The organism is Selenomonas bovis DSM 23594 (assembly GCF_000381005.1).
GTDB lineage: Bacteria > Bacillota > Negativicutes > Selenomonadales > Selenomonadaceae > Selenomonas_C > Selenomonas_C bovis.
This window is the reverse complement of the sequence record NZ_KB908386.1, coordinates 24,864-39,644: the sequence shown is the minus strand read 5'-3', so window position 1 is coordinate 39,644 and position 14,781 is coordinate 24,864. Positions and strand designations below refer to the sequence as shown.

The window sequence follows — 14,781 nt, the reverse complement described above, 5'->3', positions numbered from 1 at the left end:
TTACGCTCGAAGAGGCATCGAACGACGAAATGGCCGTGAAATAGCCTTCTCCTCAGGAGAAGGGGGACCGCGAAGCGGTGGAAGAGGTGTTGTACGGCGGGGGATCGTACCAGAAAACATGGTCTGAGTCCGCACACCTCTGCCGCTGCCCTTGCGTTCGGCACGTCCGGGGCGGTCGCTGGCATCCCGCGCTGATGCGTCTTCCTCCTTTTTTGATAAAAGAGCAGTCCCTCTATTCATGAGCGGATCCTTGCTGAAAACTCCTTGGGGAATGCGTGATATCACGCATTCCCCAAGGAGCTTTGTCTTTCAGGGAGCCTTTTCCTCCCCGTCTCCCGCAGCCGCGAGCTGCTGCGCGATGAACTGTATCACGAGCCGCTGATCCCTTGTGGACTGGCGGCTTTTCTTCGTGAGGATGGTGCCCGTGAGCCGCAGATCCTCGTCGAAGGGCAGTGCGACGAGGCCGGGCAGCTCGGCGAGGGCGCGCTCGTAGAGGATGGCGGGCAGCGCCCGCTGGCGCACGAGGCTGTAAAGCGTCGAGAGATGCGGGGAGAAATAGCGCACGTCGGGGGAGAGCCCACGCGCGTCCATCGCGCGCAGCGCGCAGCGCGTCACATAGAACTCCTCGGAGAGCATCGCGAGCGGGATGCGGGCGGCCTCGGCGAGGGAGATGTGCCCGCGCGCCGCGAGCGGATGGCCCTCCCAGACAGTGAGGCAGATGGGATGCGAGGCGATGCGGCGGTAGCGGAGCTCCGGCAGGCTTTGCTCGTCGGAGTTCACGACGGCGATGTCCGCTTTCTCATCGCGCACGAGGCGCGCCGACTCGATGCCGTAGGGCTCGATGACGTCGAGCACGATCTCGGGATGGGCGGGCTGGAACACGCGCAGGAGGCGCGGCATGAGGAACGCCGCCTGCTGCTGCGGGATGGCGATGCGCACCCGCTGGTGGCGGTGCGCCATGTCCTCCACCTCGCGTTCGACCGCGTCGACCTGCGCGAGCAGGCGGGAGAGCTTCTGCGCGAGGCGCTGCCCGTCCTGGCTCATCATGATATGGCGTCCCGTGCGCAGGAAGAGATTGAGCCCCGTCTCTTCCTCGAGCGCCTGCATCGCCTGGCTCAGCGTCGATTGCGCGACATGCAGTTCCGCCGCGGCGTGCGTGATGTTCTGCAGGCGGCAGACCGTGAGGAAATAGCGCATTTGAAGGAGTGTCATAGAAGGATTCCTTTCGTTCGGGAGCAGCGGCTTTCTCCGTGTTTCTTTGGGAATGACGGCTGCATCTGGGCCGTGATCCTTTTCATTGTAGCATGGGGCAACAGTTCTAAGGAAGCGCAGAATTGATCAGCGGTTCCTTAATCATCGGTTTTTCCGATGGATATATCAGATTTCTCCGTTTTTCCCGCGGGCGCGCCTGTGGCATAATGAGGATGTAAACAAAAGCGGCGCTGCGAAGAACAGGAAAGGAAGATGGCATCATGACAAGGAAAAAGGGAATCGCTGTCCTGCTGCTCGCGGTGCTCTGCCTCGTGGTCGCGCTGGCAAATCTCGCTTCGGCGCGTGTGGATCGCACCGGGGCGGCGAGAGAGGCTGCGGCAGAAACGGCGCTGTCCGATGGTGGTGAGGATGCGACGGTCACGCCGGATATTATGCTGGCGCAGGACGGCACGGATCGCTGAGATCAAGCCGCGCCCGCCCTGCCGGAGGTACGCACAGAATAAAAAGGCTCCAGCCTGCCGCGCGATGGATGCGCGGCAGGCTGGAGCCTTTCTTTTATTTCCCTTCGACGGCGTCCCAGCCGACCTGCAGGGCTTTCATGTTCTGCTCGACAGTGTGGGGCGGCACGCGGTGGGCGACGGATGCCTTGATGGTGTCAAACGAGACGAGGCCCGTGAGGTGGACGAGCGCGCCGAGCGCGACGATGTTCGCGAAGAGCGGGCGGCCGACTTCCTCGATGGCGAGCTTCGTGATGGGCACGCGCACGACGTGCGGGAAGTCCGGCACCTCGGGCACGAGCTCCTCGTCGAGGACGAGCAGGCCGTCGGGGTTCAGATCCTTGTAGTATTTGTCCGCGGCCTTCTGCGTCATGGCGAGCACGAGATCCGGTACCTCGACGTGCGGATGGTAGATGGGCGCGTCGTCGATGATGACCTCGGCCTTCGACGCGCCGCCGCGCGCCTCCGGGCCGTAGGACTGGGACTGGACGGCCTCCTTGCCCTCGGCGACGGCCGCCTCGGCGAAGATGATGGCGGCGGTGATGACGCCCTGGCCGCCGGAGCCTGAGAATCTAAGCTGCTTTCTCATTTCGCACCTCCTGCTCTCTCGATGACCTCATCGTAGGCCGTGTCGTAGTCCGTGGCGGTCGTCTGGTAGAAGAGGCCGATGGGGAATTTCTCGCCGGTCTTCTTGTCGTCGGGGAGCTTGTCCCAGGCGGCTTTCATCACGGCGTTGTCACGCATCCATTTCAGCATGTTCGCGGGGCTGCCCATCTTGTTCTTGCGGCCGTAGGCCGTCGGGCACTGGACCATCGCCTCGATGAAGGAGAATCCCTTGTTGTCGAAGCCGCCTGCGATCATGTCGACGAGGTGCTTCTCGTGGTATGCGGTCGAGCGGGCGACGTAGGTCGCACCTGCAGCCTCGGCGAGGCCGCAGGCGTCGAATGGGCGATCGATGGAGCCGTAGGGCGCCGTCGTCGCCTTTTTGCCGAGTGGCGTCATCGGCGAGGCCTGGCCGCCGGTCATGCCGTAGATGTTGTTGTTGAAGAGGACGACCGTGAGGTCGACGTTCCTGCGGCAGCCGTGGATGAAATGGTTGCCGCCGATGGCGGTGCAGTCGCCGTCGCCCGTGATGACGACGACGTTGAGCTCCGGGTTCGCGAGCTTGATGCCCGTCGCGAACGGGATGGCGCGGCCGTGCGCCGTGTGGAGCGTGTCGAAGTCCATGTAGCCGGACGCGCGTGAGGAGCAGCCGATGCCGGAGACGATGACCGTGTTGTCCTGCGAGAGGCCTTTCTTCTCGATGGCCTCGACGATGGCCTTCATGGCGATGCCGTTGCCGCAGCCGGGGCACCAGAGGTGCGGGAGGCGGTTCTGGCGGAAATATTTCTCGTAGCTTCTTTCCATGATGATTCCTCCCTTACTTCAAGCCAGCGATGAACTGGTCGATGGCCGTCTCGATTTCCTGCGGCTCGAACGCCTGCATGTTGTACTTGCCGCAGAGCTCGACGGGGCAGGCGCCCGCGGCCGCGCGGCGCACCTCGCCGACGACCTGGCCGTAGTTCATCTCCGCGACGAGGATGCCCTTGACCTTCTGCGCGAGCGCCGCGATGGCTTTGTCCGCGAACGGCCAGATGGTGATGAGGCGCACGAGGCCGACCTTCTCGCCGCGCGCGCGCGCCGCCCGCACTGCCTCGTAGGCCGTGCGCGCCGTGCCGCCGAACGCGACGACGGCGTACTCCGCGTCGTCCATGAACGAGCATTCCGTGTGGATGATCTCTTCGCCTGCGCGGTCGATCTTCTCGTGGAGGCGGCGGATGGACTGCTCCGTGATGGCCGGGCTGCCGACGGGGAAGCCCGTGTCGTCATGGATGAGGCCCGTCACATGGATGTGGTAGCCCTTGCCGAAATCCGCGACGTTCGGTACGAGATCCTCGTCCGGCGTGAACGGCTCATAGCCCTCGGCACGCGTCTTCTTCGGTTGGCGGCGCGGGTAGACGTCCACATGGTCGGGGAGCACGACCTTCTCGCGCAGATGGCCGACGACCTCGTCCATGAGCAGGATGACCGGCGTGCGGAACCGCTCCGCGTAGTTCACGGCCATGACCGTCACGTCATACGTCTCGCGCACGCTCCACGGCGCGAGCGCGATGATGGGATGGTCGCCGTGCGTGCCCCAGCGCGCCTGCATCACATCTGCCTGGGAGGGCGCGGTCGGCTGGCCCGTCGAGGGGCCGACGCGCTGCACATCGACGAGCACGCAGGGGATCTCGGCGCAGGCCGCATAGCCGATGAGCTCCTGCTTCAGCGAGAAGCCCGGGCCGCTCGTCGCGTCCATCGCCTTCGCGCCCGCGAGCGAGGCGCCGAGGATGGCGCCCATGCTCGCGATCTCGTCCTCCATCTGCACGAACTTGCCGCCCGTCTTCGGCAGGAGCTTCGCCATCGTCTCGGCAATCTCCGTCGACGGCGTGATCGGATAGCCCGCGAAGAAATTCACGCCCGCGGCAATCGCGCCCTCCGCGCAGGCCTCGTTGCCCTGCATCAGTCTTGCCTTGCTCATTTTGCCGCCTCCCCTGCTTTATCAACGAAAATCGCATAGTCCGGGCAGCGCAGCTCGCACTGGCCGCAGGCAATGCAGTCATCTCCCTTTACGACGTGCACCTTGCCGAGCTCGTCGAGTGCGAGCACCTGCTTCGGGCAGAACGCCACGCAGATCCCGCAGCCCTTGCATCTGGCCATCTTGATGGTGATGTCAGACTTCATACCATTCCCTCCTAGAAATGCTACACAATGGTTATATAAAAGAATTTTATATCTTGTATACCTTATGGGCGATACTTTTTACATCATAGCAGAACGCTGTATAAAAATCCAGTCATTTTGTAAATTTATCGCACACAGGCAGGAACCTTGTGTAGTTTGCCTGACGATGATTGACCTTGCGCGAAACGACGAAAAACCAGGCATTGAGCAGATGCCTGGTTTTTCGCTGTGTATTATATTAGTAGGAGAGCTTCGAGGGCGCTGCCCCGTGCGACGATGGGAACAACATCCTCTAACGAAAGCCTGGATATAATATAGCATAGATGAGAATGAAAATCAATAGCTGAATTATTTTTTTACCGATAGGAGCAAAAAAAATCTTCTGATTTCAGACAGATGTAACGCAACTACGCACCTTGCAACTCATGCAGCTGGAACGTATAATCAAAAAAGAAACATGCCGTGCCGTGCAGTACGCGGAGGGCATTTGCGAAAGGGAGGAATCAGCGATGAAGGAACAGCCCGTCGTCATCCAAGGTGCGATGGAGGTGGAGACCGCCGATCTCATCGAGCAGATGACGGAGGCGCAGGAGGAGCCGTTCGGCCCCTGGCGCTGCGTGCGCGGCCTCGTGGACGGCCATCCCGTCGTCGTGAGCGAGACGCAGTGGGGCATGGCGAACGCGGCGGCGCTCGCGGCGCTCGCTATCGAGCGCTACCAGCCCGCGGCCATCATCAGCCAGGGCACGGCAGGCGCGCATGATCCGGCGCTTGCGGTCTACGACATCGTGCTCGGCGCGCGCACCGTCAACGAGTCGGCCTGGCAGTCCCGCTACCGCGCGGCGGGCGCGGGCGCGCCGATGGAGGAGCTCAAGCAGCTCGGCGTCTTCGCCTGGGACGCGCAGGCCGGGAAGTTCACGCAGGAGGTCTATCACGCGGCGGACGCGGCGCTGCTCGCCGCCGCGCAGGCGGCGGCAGCGAGCTACCGCCGGGGGCGCGTCGTGACCGGCACCATCGGCACCTCGGACAGCTGGAACTGCGCCGTCGACCGCGTGCGCTTCCTGCACGATTTCTACGGCACGGCCTGCGAGGAGATGGAGGGCGACGCCGTCGCGCAGATTGCGCAGTCCTTCGGCGTGCCCTTCCTCGACGTGCGCATCATCTCCAACAGCATCCTGAAGAATCAGGATCCGTGGGACCTCGGCACAGGCCCCGCCTGCCAGGCCTTCGTCCTCAGTCTCCTGCGCGCCTACTGGGCTGACAGGCAGGACGGCTGAGCAAGACGCCTGCGGGGAATGTGTGTTATCTCATGAGGCGCAGCCGCGGCCCAGGCACCGCCCGCGCCTGCCGCAGGGCCTGTCAGTTTTTAGAAGCGCTGAAGGAAGTAGCAGCCCAGAATAAGAAAGGAAGCATCCTCTATGTACGAACTGCGCATGAAACGCATCTATGATGACATCGCTCCGGACGACGGCCAGCGCGTCCTCGTCGACCGCCTCTGGCCGCGCGGTGTGAAAAAAGACCAGGCGGCACTCGCCGCCTGGCCGAAGGAAATCACGCCGTCCGCGGAGCTGCGGAAGCTCTACCACGCGGGAGAACTCCCCTTCGAGGGCTTCGCGGCCACCTACCTCGACGAGCTCGAGGCCAGCGCGCCGGCCCACGCCTTCGCGCAGGAATGCCGCCGCTGGCTCGAGGAGGACAACGTCACGCTGCTCTACGCCGCGAAGAACACGGAGCAGAACCACGTCCACGTCCTGCGCCGCTGGCTGCTGCACGCGATGGGCGTGCGCTCGCTCTGAGGCGACCTCGCGTTGGCGCGCCGCTGGCATCGGGTGCATCGCGGGGCCAGCTCTGGGGGAGCTTCACTCGGAGACGAGCTGGTTCGTCGCCTGGAGAGTGTGGTTTCCTATGGTCAGCGCGCATAGGCCAAGATGGTATTCACACAGGCCTCGAGATTGCGCTTGATGTCGGACTCCCAGAATCGGAGCACGAGCCAGCCTTGTTCGGTCAGGGTGTCGGTCACTTCGCGGTCGCGCTCGACATTGCGGGATAGGTGCTTGACCCAGTATTCTTTGTTGGTAGTGACCTGCTCTCCCGGGTGCGTCTCGTGCCCTCTGGCATGCCAGAAGTCACCGTCGACGAAGATTGCTATCTTCTGCCTGGTCAGGGCGATATCCGGCGTTCCGGGGAGTTTGCGGTAATTCTTGCGGTACCGGAGCCGTTGGTGGTAGAGCGCCTTGCGAAGACGCACTTCCGGTCGTGTGTCTTTGGCACGGTTGCGGGACATGGCTTTCCGGCGCTGTTCTTTCGTGAGCACGTCCAAAGGCGTCACCTCCTTTCAGGAAGATGTATCAGATACCGCAGGTCTGATTATCCGGGGACATTTGATTGCGGTCAGATCTTTTGGGAATTCGACCTTGATCGATGATGGCGTTCGTGTTATAATGAGATCCGTGAAAAGAGCGAGGGAAGGGAGGCCCCATATATGGATAAGACGGTATGCGAGCTATTTGCGGGAGTCGGAGGTTTCCGCGTCGGGCTCGAGGCCGCCGATGCAAACTGGGATACTGTATGGGCGAACCAGTGGGAACCGAGCAGGAGGCGCCAGGACGCATTCGACTGCTACTGCGCTCATTTCGGCAAGAAGGATATCTATGTCAATGAGGATATAGGCACCGTCGACAAGGCAAGCATCCCGGATCATACCTTGCTGGTTGGCGGATTTCCTTGCCAGGACTACTCGGTGGCCCGTACCGGAGCGAAGGGAATCGAGGGCAAGAAGGGCGTGCTGTGGTGGCAGATACGGGGTGTATTGATTGCGAAACATCCGCCGTTCGTACTGCTGGAGAATGTCGACAGGCTTCTCAAGTCGCCGGGCAAGCAACGGGGGCGCGATTTCGGTATCATCCTGGCATCATTCTGGGCATTAGGATACAGTGTCGAATGGCGCGTTGTCAACGCCGCGGACTATGGGTTCGTGCAGCGCCGCCGCCGCACGTTCATCTTTGCCTATCGGAATGATACGGTCTATGGGCGGTACATGCATGGTGCTTCCGCAGACAGGGTCATCCATCAGGATGGCTTCTTCGCGCAGGTGTTTCCGATTGCGCCGTGCGGGGCGTTGCATCAGGGCGAACTTGGCACGCAAGACTTGTTGGCAATATCTGATGCGTTCGGCTTCGCGTTCGATACGGCTGGTTATATGACAGACGGCATGCTGTTCACAGCGAAGGCGGAGCCGGATTACCACGGGCCGCATGTGTTGCTGAGAGATATCATGGACCACGGTGTCGATGAAAAGTATTATCTTGACGATACATCCTTGGAGAAATTCAAATACCTCAAAGGTGCCAAGCATATCGAGAGAACAGCGAGGAACGGTCATAAATATACGTTCTCGGAGGGGCCGATTGCTTATCCGGACCCTGTGGATCGGCCGGCCCGGACCATGCTCACCAGCGAGGGAACGACGAACCGCAGTACACATGTGGTCCGCGATCTCGATACAGGGCGGTATCGTCTGCTTACTCCGAATGAAACGAACAAGATACAAGGATTCCCTGAGCATTGGACTGATACAGGGATGACGGATCGTTTCCAATATTTCTGTATGGGAAATGCTCTGGTCGTCGGCTGCATCACCCGGATGGGCAGGCTGCTTGCCGAGATTGTAGAACAAGAATGACTTCCTATACACAAAGCAACATGCACAAACGTCCACTTCGTGGACATTGCGCATCGCCCTTACAGTAAATCCAACCAATCACGCTGCGCCTGCGGCTTGCGTTCTTGGGGATTTACACAGTAAGACAAGGCTGCAGACAGGTCTTGTTTTTTTGTGTATGCTCCACATGTTGCGGGCTATCTGGCTGCTCCGGTGACTGCTGGAGATTTCGCAGCTATCAGTTTCCCGCCTGCTTGATTTGTCTCAGGATGTAGTTGTTGTTGAGCCAGAAGCAATGTTTTGTATAAGCATCCGGATTGCTCCAGGCGACGCCTTTTCCTATATGGATATGCGTTCCTTCGGGCAAAGGGGAGGTATCATCGCGGGTCCTGGCATGGGGCCGGACGTGAGATATCGGATGGTTTGCTTTTTTCGGCAGGTTGTTGATGATCGTGCCGTTCCTGCTGCACGTCAGTGACAGTTGCCCCCTACTGATGATGTCGTGGGTTTCCTGCCACACCGCGCGCACATCGCCTTCCAGGTCTTTGGCTGGCATATTCCAGAACAGCCCTCCTTGCAGACGATATTCCCCATCCGAATCCTCGTGGTATATTACGAAGAAGAATCTCGTATTACGCAGATAGTTTCCGAATGTGCAATCCTCCCAATTCTCCCTGGCAAGTTCTCGATAGTTTATTGACGGGAATGACATGTTCTCTCTGATACGGCCATTCCTTTGGATGCGGATGGTCTTGACGGCGATGCCTGCTTTTTCGAATTCCTCGCAGTTGTTCCCTGTCACACCGAGGATACGGAAAGCCAGCATCGCCGGAATATTCTTGGCGTGTGAGGCAATTTGGAAATGGGCAGCTAGATTAGAAATGCTGGCCCCCCGATACCTGGCAATCCTATCAGTGACATATCTTTCGAAGTTGGCGATGTGCTGACCTTCCTTGACAATCGGTTCGTATGTCTGTTTCCCGGGCATGATATAGTGCAGGAGTATATAGGTCATATAGCTGTTTTTGAAGGAGAACGCACGGGGCTTTGCCTCTGTATCGCTGAACGGCTGCTGACGCCTCACCTTGGAATTAGAGCTTTTCGTGCAGGCACCCAGATACAAAGTGTCACCTTCTGAGAGTTCGTGGGCTTTGCCGGCCTTGATTTTTGTGATGATTTTCTGATAATCGCTGCGTATGATTGCGAGATCCTCTGGTGGAGGTGTGAAGAGCTGTACGAAATCCACCGTGCTGTCCATATCGCTGATACCCTTTGCATGCAGGTACCATACCAGCAGGATGAGCTGCGCTTTCTCCCACAGGTGGCTGTGTTCGAAATCGCGTTCTTTGACGATTTCCATATAGTTGATCATCGTCAGTACGAGGCGCTCTTTGGCACGGAATCCATGGCTGGTCTTCATATACGGCGTGACCTTCAGTTCGACGCCTGCATCGGAGAAATCTGCCTGAGCATCCGAATTGGCCGCATATCCGAACCAGCACTCCTCTATCAGGTTGCCGATGCCGCCCTTGTAGTTCTTGTCCTCATGGGAGGATAGATAGCCCTCTTGCTTGTCGTGGATTAGTTCCTTGTCAATGCGTGACTTATATATCTGCCGCATAGTTTTTCCAATCATCTTCTTGCCGTATGCCTCTATATCCGTCGGACTTGTCTTGTCATATAAATCTTCGCGCATTCTAGAGCAGCCTTCTTTCTTGACGATATGTTGTTATGATAATCGGGGCACGGAGTAATCGGCGGGAAGTATCCCGGGACGGGCGCACGATATCCGTGGAATGGATGCTTGTACGTTGCTTGTTTCGACAAGGGTGGCCTGTATGCCTTTTTTCTTTTCTGGATTTTTTGCTGGTCCAGGGTGACAGGGGCTTGGACAGTAGGTCTGCCTATGCCGTTATCGCGTGAGAAATCTTGAAAGTGGTTTTCGACAAACACAATCGAGGGGACGATTTTCTGTAATCGTCCCCTCGATTGTGTTTCGAAAGTTGTAATTAGTGCTCGCTTTCCTCACCGTAGTCGGTAGTCTTGGCGTAGGCGAGCTCGAGGGCTTTCTCGTAGAGGTGGATGGTGTCGATGGCTGCCTCTACGCCGCGGGCGCCGTAGATTTCGCCGAGGTTCATGAGGTCGTTGTAGTCGTGTTCGAGGGCGTCGAGCATGACTTCGCGTGTCATTTACTGCAAGGACGGGCGCACAATGTCCACAAAGTGGACGTTTGTGCGTTGAGTTTACTATGTAAATCCCCAAGAGCGCAAGCCGCAGGCGCAGCGCGATTGGCTGGATTTACTGCAAGGACGGGCGCACAATGTCCACAAAGTGGACGTTTGTTCGTTGAGTTTACTATGTACAACTACGCGATAATTAGACTCAATTATCGCGAAAATACGTCGCCATATCCCTTCCAATGCCCTTATCGTTGCTTTCGACGCAGAACGGAAAAATCCTTGCATTAATCAGTGGTTCCTTAACGGTCGACAGAATTTTTTGCACAAAAAATCCGGCAAACAGAAAACCATCTGCTGGGAATGGAAAATTCCCCTGATGGTTCCCTGTTTGCCGGACAGGAAAAAATCGCCGCTCCCAAAAAGCGCTATCGGCAGCCGCACATACTCCTCGATATTCCCCTCGGCGAACTTCGGGATGCCGCAGGCGATGCTCCCGAGGCGCGGCACCAGCTCCGTCGCGTCCCGCATCTTCCGCATCTTGCGGGTGACAAAACCCTTGTGCCCTTGGTAGTCAATCATCCCCTGTTCCCGCATATACTGCGGATAGCGGGAAATCGTGCCGGTGGAAAGCCCTGTCCCTCGGGAAATGTCCTTCGTCGTGGGAGAAATCCCATGTTTCTCTTGGTAGCCGTCGATAAAGGACTCCAGCAGGCGAAAGTTGGCCTTGTTTTTTGTGCGCAAGCCGGTTCCTCCTTCCTTTGATTCTAAATGGAATATTTATTCCAACATGGTTTATTATAGCCATCTCGTTCGTTGTATCGAGATGAAGTTGACAAAACCCGCAAATTCTTGTTCCGCAAGAGGAAAAGGCAGGTATGACGGCTTTTTTGCGGTAAAAGCAGGATTAAAGGCACAGAGCGTCGAAAAGGATACGAAAACATAAAAGACATAAAATATGCCCAGTGCAGAAATTTCTTGTATTTCGCAACAAGGCTCGATATAATATGCGTAACAGAGTTGCCCAGATGGTATCATTTGGAGACCAGGCCGAGCCGTCAGGTTCGGTCTTTCTTGTATCCGATCATGCTGTTTGGGGTTCGCGTCAAACGTAAGGAGATTCCATTTTTGAAAGCAAATTGTTACTGAAATGCCGTATGATACAGAGGAAGTGATACGAGGCGTGGCAAAATCCAAAAACGTTCCTTTCACCAAGTATGAGGCAGTTGCTCTCTTAAACTCCTACTTGCAATACGTCAATGGAGAAATGACGCGTTCAGAGGCCATTGCAGATTGTTCGGGAAAATTGAGACAGATGGCTGTCTCCTCTGGCCTAACGATTGATGATTCATATCGATCTCGAAGTGGCATTGCTTCCCAAATGATAAGTATGGAATCTGCTTGGAGCGGGAAATCGCTTTATACGAAACCGACGCGGTTGTTTATCGATACCGTGAAATTATATAAGAATAACCCGACGGAGTACAAGAAAGTTCTCGCAGAGGTTGCCTCGCTGATAAAAGACATCGATGATGAATCTGCAGAAAAACGGGCCGAGGAAGAGGACAAATCTCGCGAACCATCTGTGCTGGTTAGGGCATTGGCTGAACCTAGCATAGTCAGTATGGACTTTTCAAAAGGGAAAGCGACGCAAGAAGGTGTTTCTCGCCCCCTTCCAGATGACAGCCCGCGACGGGAGGAATTCTTCGCTTTTCTGAAAGAGAATCTTTCTGTGCGCGCTGTGCACGGCATCAAGGCAAGCCGGCAGGTCACAGACGTGAAGACTTTCCTCGCGATGGAAGAGGAAGACTGGTATCGGGTACGCAATCTGGGGCGAAAGACGGTCAAGGAAATCATGGCGTTTCAAGAGCGTCTGCGCCAGAACGCCACTGCCATGCTTGCCGCTTGGCGTGAAGGGAAAAGTTATCAATCCGGCATGGATGCCGCCAGCGAGACGCGATTCCCTGATATTCGCCGAGACGAGCTACTGAGCCTTCTCCAAGCGAACCTGTCCGTACGCTCCTTCAACGGCATCGTGCGCAGCCAACAGATGAAAAAGCGGATTGTGGACTTGGCGTCCTTCCTCGGTGTGAGGGAAAGCGACTGGCGAAGCGTACGAAACCTAGGGGAAAAATCTGTGCGGGAAATCATACGGCTACAGGGAGAGCTGCTTGAAAGATACGGCAGCCGCGCTGTAATCGATGTGGAAGGACAATCGGGAAGGACGGGGCTTTATAGCCAGTTGATTGCCGATGTCCTGTCCTTCCAGGAAAAGCATGGCGGCGCGAGGAACGAACTTTGCGTTGCCTTGCTGGAGGTGCTGCGGCAAGGCAAGGAACAGCTGGCCCCCTTCGGGGACACGGCAGAGAAAATCACGGCGAACGAGCCGTTCCTACGTGCCATCGGCGACTCAGAGTGCATGGCCGAGGCCGTCCGGCAGGCGATATGCGCGGTGACAGACCGGGACTGGCCCTGCCCCTATGACGAGATTGAGCAGGAAATCGGTGCACAGCTCCCATGGGGGCTTGCAGGGTATCTCCCTCTAGGTGCCACCCTGCGCGACCTGACAGAGGAAGGCTTCGTTGAGAAGGACAACATGGGCTATGTCAAGATGCGGGAAACGTTTCGCGAGTACATCGCCCATACGAAGGATCTCACGGAGAGGGAGCGGCTAGTTCTCGCGAGAAGGTCAGGCAATGCCACGCTGGAAGAGGTCGGGCGCGAATTGGCGGTGACGAGGGAAAGGGTCAGGCAAATAGAGGCGAAGGCAATCCGGACAATCCGCAGGAAGGGTCATGCGCTCTATGAGGACAGGTTCTGCGAGGTCTTTTACGAGTATTCGTTTTCTCCTGATGAGATGCGAAATGCCTTTGGCGTCGACGCAACAGGATACTATTATCTGGCGCATAGGTACGGAGGAAGCCGCAAAAAGAGTCCTGCCGATTCCTTGCGGGACGAGAATATACCGCTAGGCTACCGCAAAAAAATTGCCATTCTCCTGAAAAAAGCCGCATATGCCGATTGCGTCAATGTGGATGGCACATACTTGCCGATAAACAGGCAAAGTTTCCTGAACTATTTCCTGTCGCACTATTGTGAGGAGGATATTGGGATTGAAGATTTTTACAAAAAGTATGCCGTATTCCTTTTCATGCTAGATTGTGACAAGGACGAGAGGGTTACCCTGACGGCGCGTTATGGGGAAGTGGCACTGAGCAGAAGCCCCTGCACGTTGTGGAAGCAGGGAAAAATCTTTCGTTTTTACGACACGCGAGACGTCGATGCCAAGGTGCTGCTGCGAGATTTTCATTTTGAGGAGCTGGCTGGCAGAGATGTCGAGATTGGGACGCAGTATTTCCTTGACAGGTATCCCGATGTGGCGGAGGAATACGGCCTGAAGGATGCCTATGAGCTGCACAATCTTCTGAAAAAAATAGTAAGCCATGCCGCAGCAAAGGAAATGCGTATGTCCGTATGCAGGATGCCAATTCTGGCTTTTGGGAATGCGAACCGGGAGCGGCAAGTGCTTGGAGCCTTGCGGGAACTTGGTGAAGCGACAAAAGAAGAATTTGCTTCGTACTATGGAGAGCAATATGGAATTCCGAAGTCAACTTTTTTCGCCAATTATGCTTGTTTTGCAAAAAAATATTTACAAGGTGATACTTATTCTATTGCCGTTCAGAAAGCATCTGAAGAAGACCTAAAAAATTTATCCATGGCATTGACACAGCCGTATTATAGCCTTTTGATGGCAAAAGAGATATTTAATGCTGTGTGCCCTGATTCCCCGGATATTTTAAACCGCTATAATTTGGATAAACTGGGGTATGTAGCAAATGACCAAACGATTTATAAAAAAGATTTTTCAAGCTTCAGAGAAGCGTTCATCTATACTGCCAACAAACGCGGAATAATTGAGTTTACTGAAGCGGACACGAACATCAGGACATGGTGGATTTGGCCTATGCAACAGAAGTTACAGGCCATAGAATTTGCACCAAACCATTTTATTATGCTTAGTCGTTTGGAGAAGGAAGGATGGACGAAAGAAAGACTTGTGTCAGTTGCCTATGAGGTCAAAGCCGCTATGGAAGAATCCTATTTTACAATTTCTTATTTTCGTGCTAAAGGCGGAAAGACGTCTGTTGATTGCTTGGGATTCGATGATTATTTTCTGATGTCGATTTTGAGATTCAGCGGAGCATTCCAATCATTAAGGCACGGAAACACAAGACTGTTTTACAGTGGCGCAGACACAATATCGATGGAAGGATTTATTGCGGATGTCATGGAGCATGAGGTATCGATTGATATTGATGATTTTATGGATATGCTCCGTGAAGAATATGGTATGGAATATAAGGATAACCATGTGGTGATAGAAATCGCTGCGGAAAGAGAGAACGATTTGTACTATAATAGCATTATGCATAAACTGTATCGTGATTACGATGCGTATTTTCAGGAGGTTTGA

Annotated in this window: 14 protein-coding genes; 5 read left to right on the top strand and 9 right to left on the bottom strand. The window is 56.1% G+C overall.

Translation table 11 applies throughout. The annotated features are described in order from the left end of the window. Positions 1–309 precede the first annotated feature (309 nt). Entirely contained in the window at positions 310–1,212 is a 903-nt protein-coding gene (locus F599_RS13675) for a LysR family transcriptional regulator (protein ID WP_071592851.1), read from the bottom strand. A 260-nt stretch (positions 1,213–1,472) separates the two neighbouring features. Between F599_RS13675 and F599_RS0105460 the strand changes: the two genes are divergently transcribed. Further along, entirely contained in the window at positions 1,473–1,673 is a 201-nt protein-coding gene (locus F599_RS0105460) for a hypothetical protein (protein ID WP_019542516.1), read from the top strand. 94 nt (positions 1,674–1,767) lie between these two features. On the opposite strand, the gene F599_RS0105455 is transcribed toward F599_RS0105460, so the two are convergent. The 4 genes from F599_RS0105455 to F599_RS0105440 are packed head-to-tail and all read right to left on the bottom strand — an operon-like array spanning position 1,768 to position 4,472. Then, positions 1,768–2,298 (bottom strand): 2-oxoacid:acceptor oxidoreductase family protein, encoded by a 531-nt coding sequence (locus F599_RS0105455; RefSeq protein ID WP_019542515.1) that lies wholly within the window; start codon positions 2,296–2,298, stop codon positions 1,768–1,770. Further along, positions 2,295–3,116 carry a 2-oxoacid:ferredoxin oxidoreductase subunit beta gene (locus F599_RS0105450; protein WP_019542514.1) on the bottom strand — a complete coding sequence of 274 codons (822 nt, stop codon included), beginning with the start codon at positions 3,114–3,116 and terminating at the stop codon, positions 2,295–2,297. The genes F599_RS0105455 and F599_RS0105450 overlap by 4 nt, the downstream gene beginning before the upstream one ends. Before the next feature lie 13 nt (positions 3,117–3,129). Next, positions 3,130–4,269 (bottom strand): 2-oxoacid:acceptor oxidoreductase subunit alpha, encoded by a 1,140-nt coding sequence (locus F599_RS0105445; RefSeq protein WP_019542513.1) that lies wholly within the window; start codon positions 4,267–4,269, stop codon positions 3,130–3,132. Beyond that, positions 4,266–4,472 (bottom strand): 4Fe-4S binding protein, encoded by a 207-nt coding sequence (locus F599_RS0105440; protein ID WP_019542512.1) that lies wholly within the window; start codon positions 4,470–4,472, stop codon positions 4,266–4,268. Before F599_RS0105440 ends, F599_RS0105445 begins: the two co-directional genes overlap by 4 nt. A 509-nt stretch (positions 4,473–4,981) precedes the next feature. On the opposite strand from F599_RS0105440, the gene F599_RS0105435 reads away from it, so the two are divergent. Then, a complete protein-coding gene (locus F599_RS0105435; RefSeq protein WP_019542511.1) occupies positions 4,982–5,746 on the top strand; it encodes a 5'-methylthioadenosine/S-adenosylhomocysteine nucleosidase in 765 nt (254 codons plus the stop codon). 141 nt (positions 5,747–5,887) lie between these two features. Continuing rightward, positions 5,888–6,265: a DUF488 domain-containing protein gene (locus F599_RS0105430; protein ID WP_019542510.1), complete on the top strand. Its 378-nt coding sequence runs from the start codon at positions 5,888–5,890 to the stop codon at positions 6,263–6,265. A gap of 113 nt (positions 6,266–6,378) precedes the next feature. On the opposite strand, the gene F599_RS0105425 is transcribed toward F599_RS0105430, so the two are convergent. Next, positions 6,379–6,783, bottom strand: a complete 405-nt coding sequence (locus F599_RS0105425) for a very short patch repair endonuclease (protein WP_244869338.1) — start codon at positions 6,781–6,783, stop codon at positions 6,379–6,381. Positions 6,784–6,951: 168 nt separating this feature from the next. Here F599_RS0105425 and dcm point away from each other — a divergent pair, with 168 nt between their 5' ends. Further along, complete coding sequence (gene dcm, locus F599_RS0105420; RefSeq protein WP_019542508.1) at positions 6,952–8,151, top strand: DNA (cytosine-5-)-methyltransferase; 1,200 nt, start codon at positions 6,952–6,954, stop codon at positions 8,149–8,151. 217 nt (positions 8,152–8,368) lie between these two features. On the opposite strand, the gene F599_RS0105415 is transcribed toward dcm, so the two are convergent. From F599_RS0105415 to F599_RS0105405, 3 genes are all read right to left on the bottom strand, one after another. Beyond that, positions 8,369–9,826, bottom strand: a complete 1,458-nt coding sequence (locus F599_RS0105415; RefSeq protein ID WP_019542507.1) for a Sau3AI family type II restriction endonuclease — start codon at positions 9,824–9,826, stop codon at positions 8,369–8,371. A gap of 313 nt (positions 9,827–10,139) precedes the next feature. Then, positions 10,140–10,319, bottom strand: a complete 180-nt coding sequence (locus tag F599_RS13670) for a hypothetical protein (protein ID WP_033369120.1) — start codon at positions 10,317–10,319, stop codon at positions 10,140–10,142. A gap of 279 nt (positions 10,320–10,598) precedes the next feature. Then, entirely contained in the window at positions 10,599–11,051 is a 453-nt protein-coding gene (locus F599_RS0105405; RefSeq protein WP_019542505.1) for a LexA family protein, read from the bottom strand. Positions 11,052–11,490: 439 nt separating this feature from the next. Between F599_RS0105405 and F599_RS16250 the strand changes: the two genes are divergently transcribed. Next, the gene (locus F599_RS16250; RefSeq protein ID WP_420902057.1) at positions 11,491–14,781 is read left to right on the top strand and encodes a sigma factor-like helix-turn-helix DNA-binding protein; all 3,291 of its coding nucleotides are present in this window, start codon (positions 11,491–11,493) and stop codon (positions 14,779–14,781) included.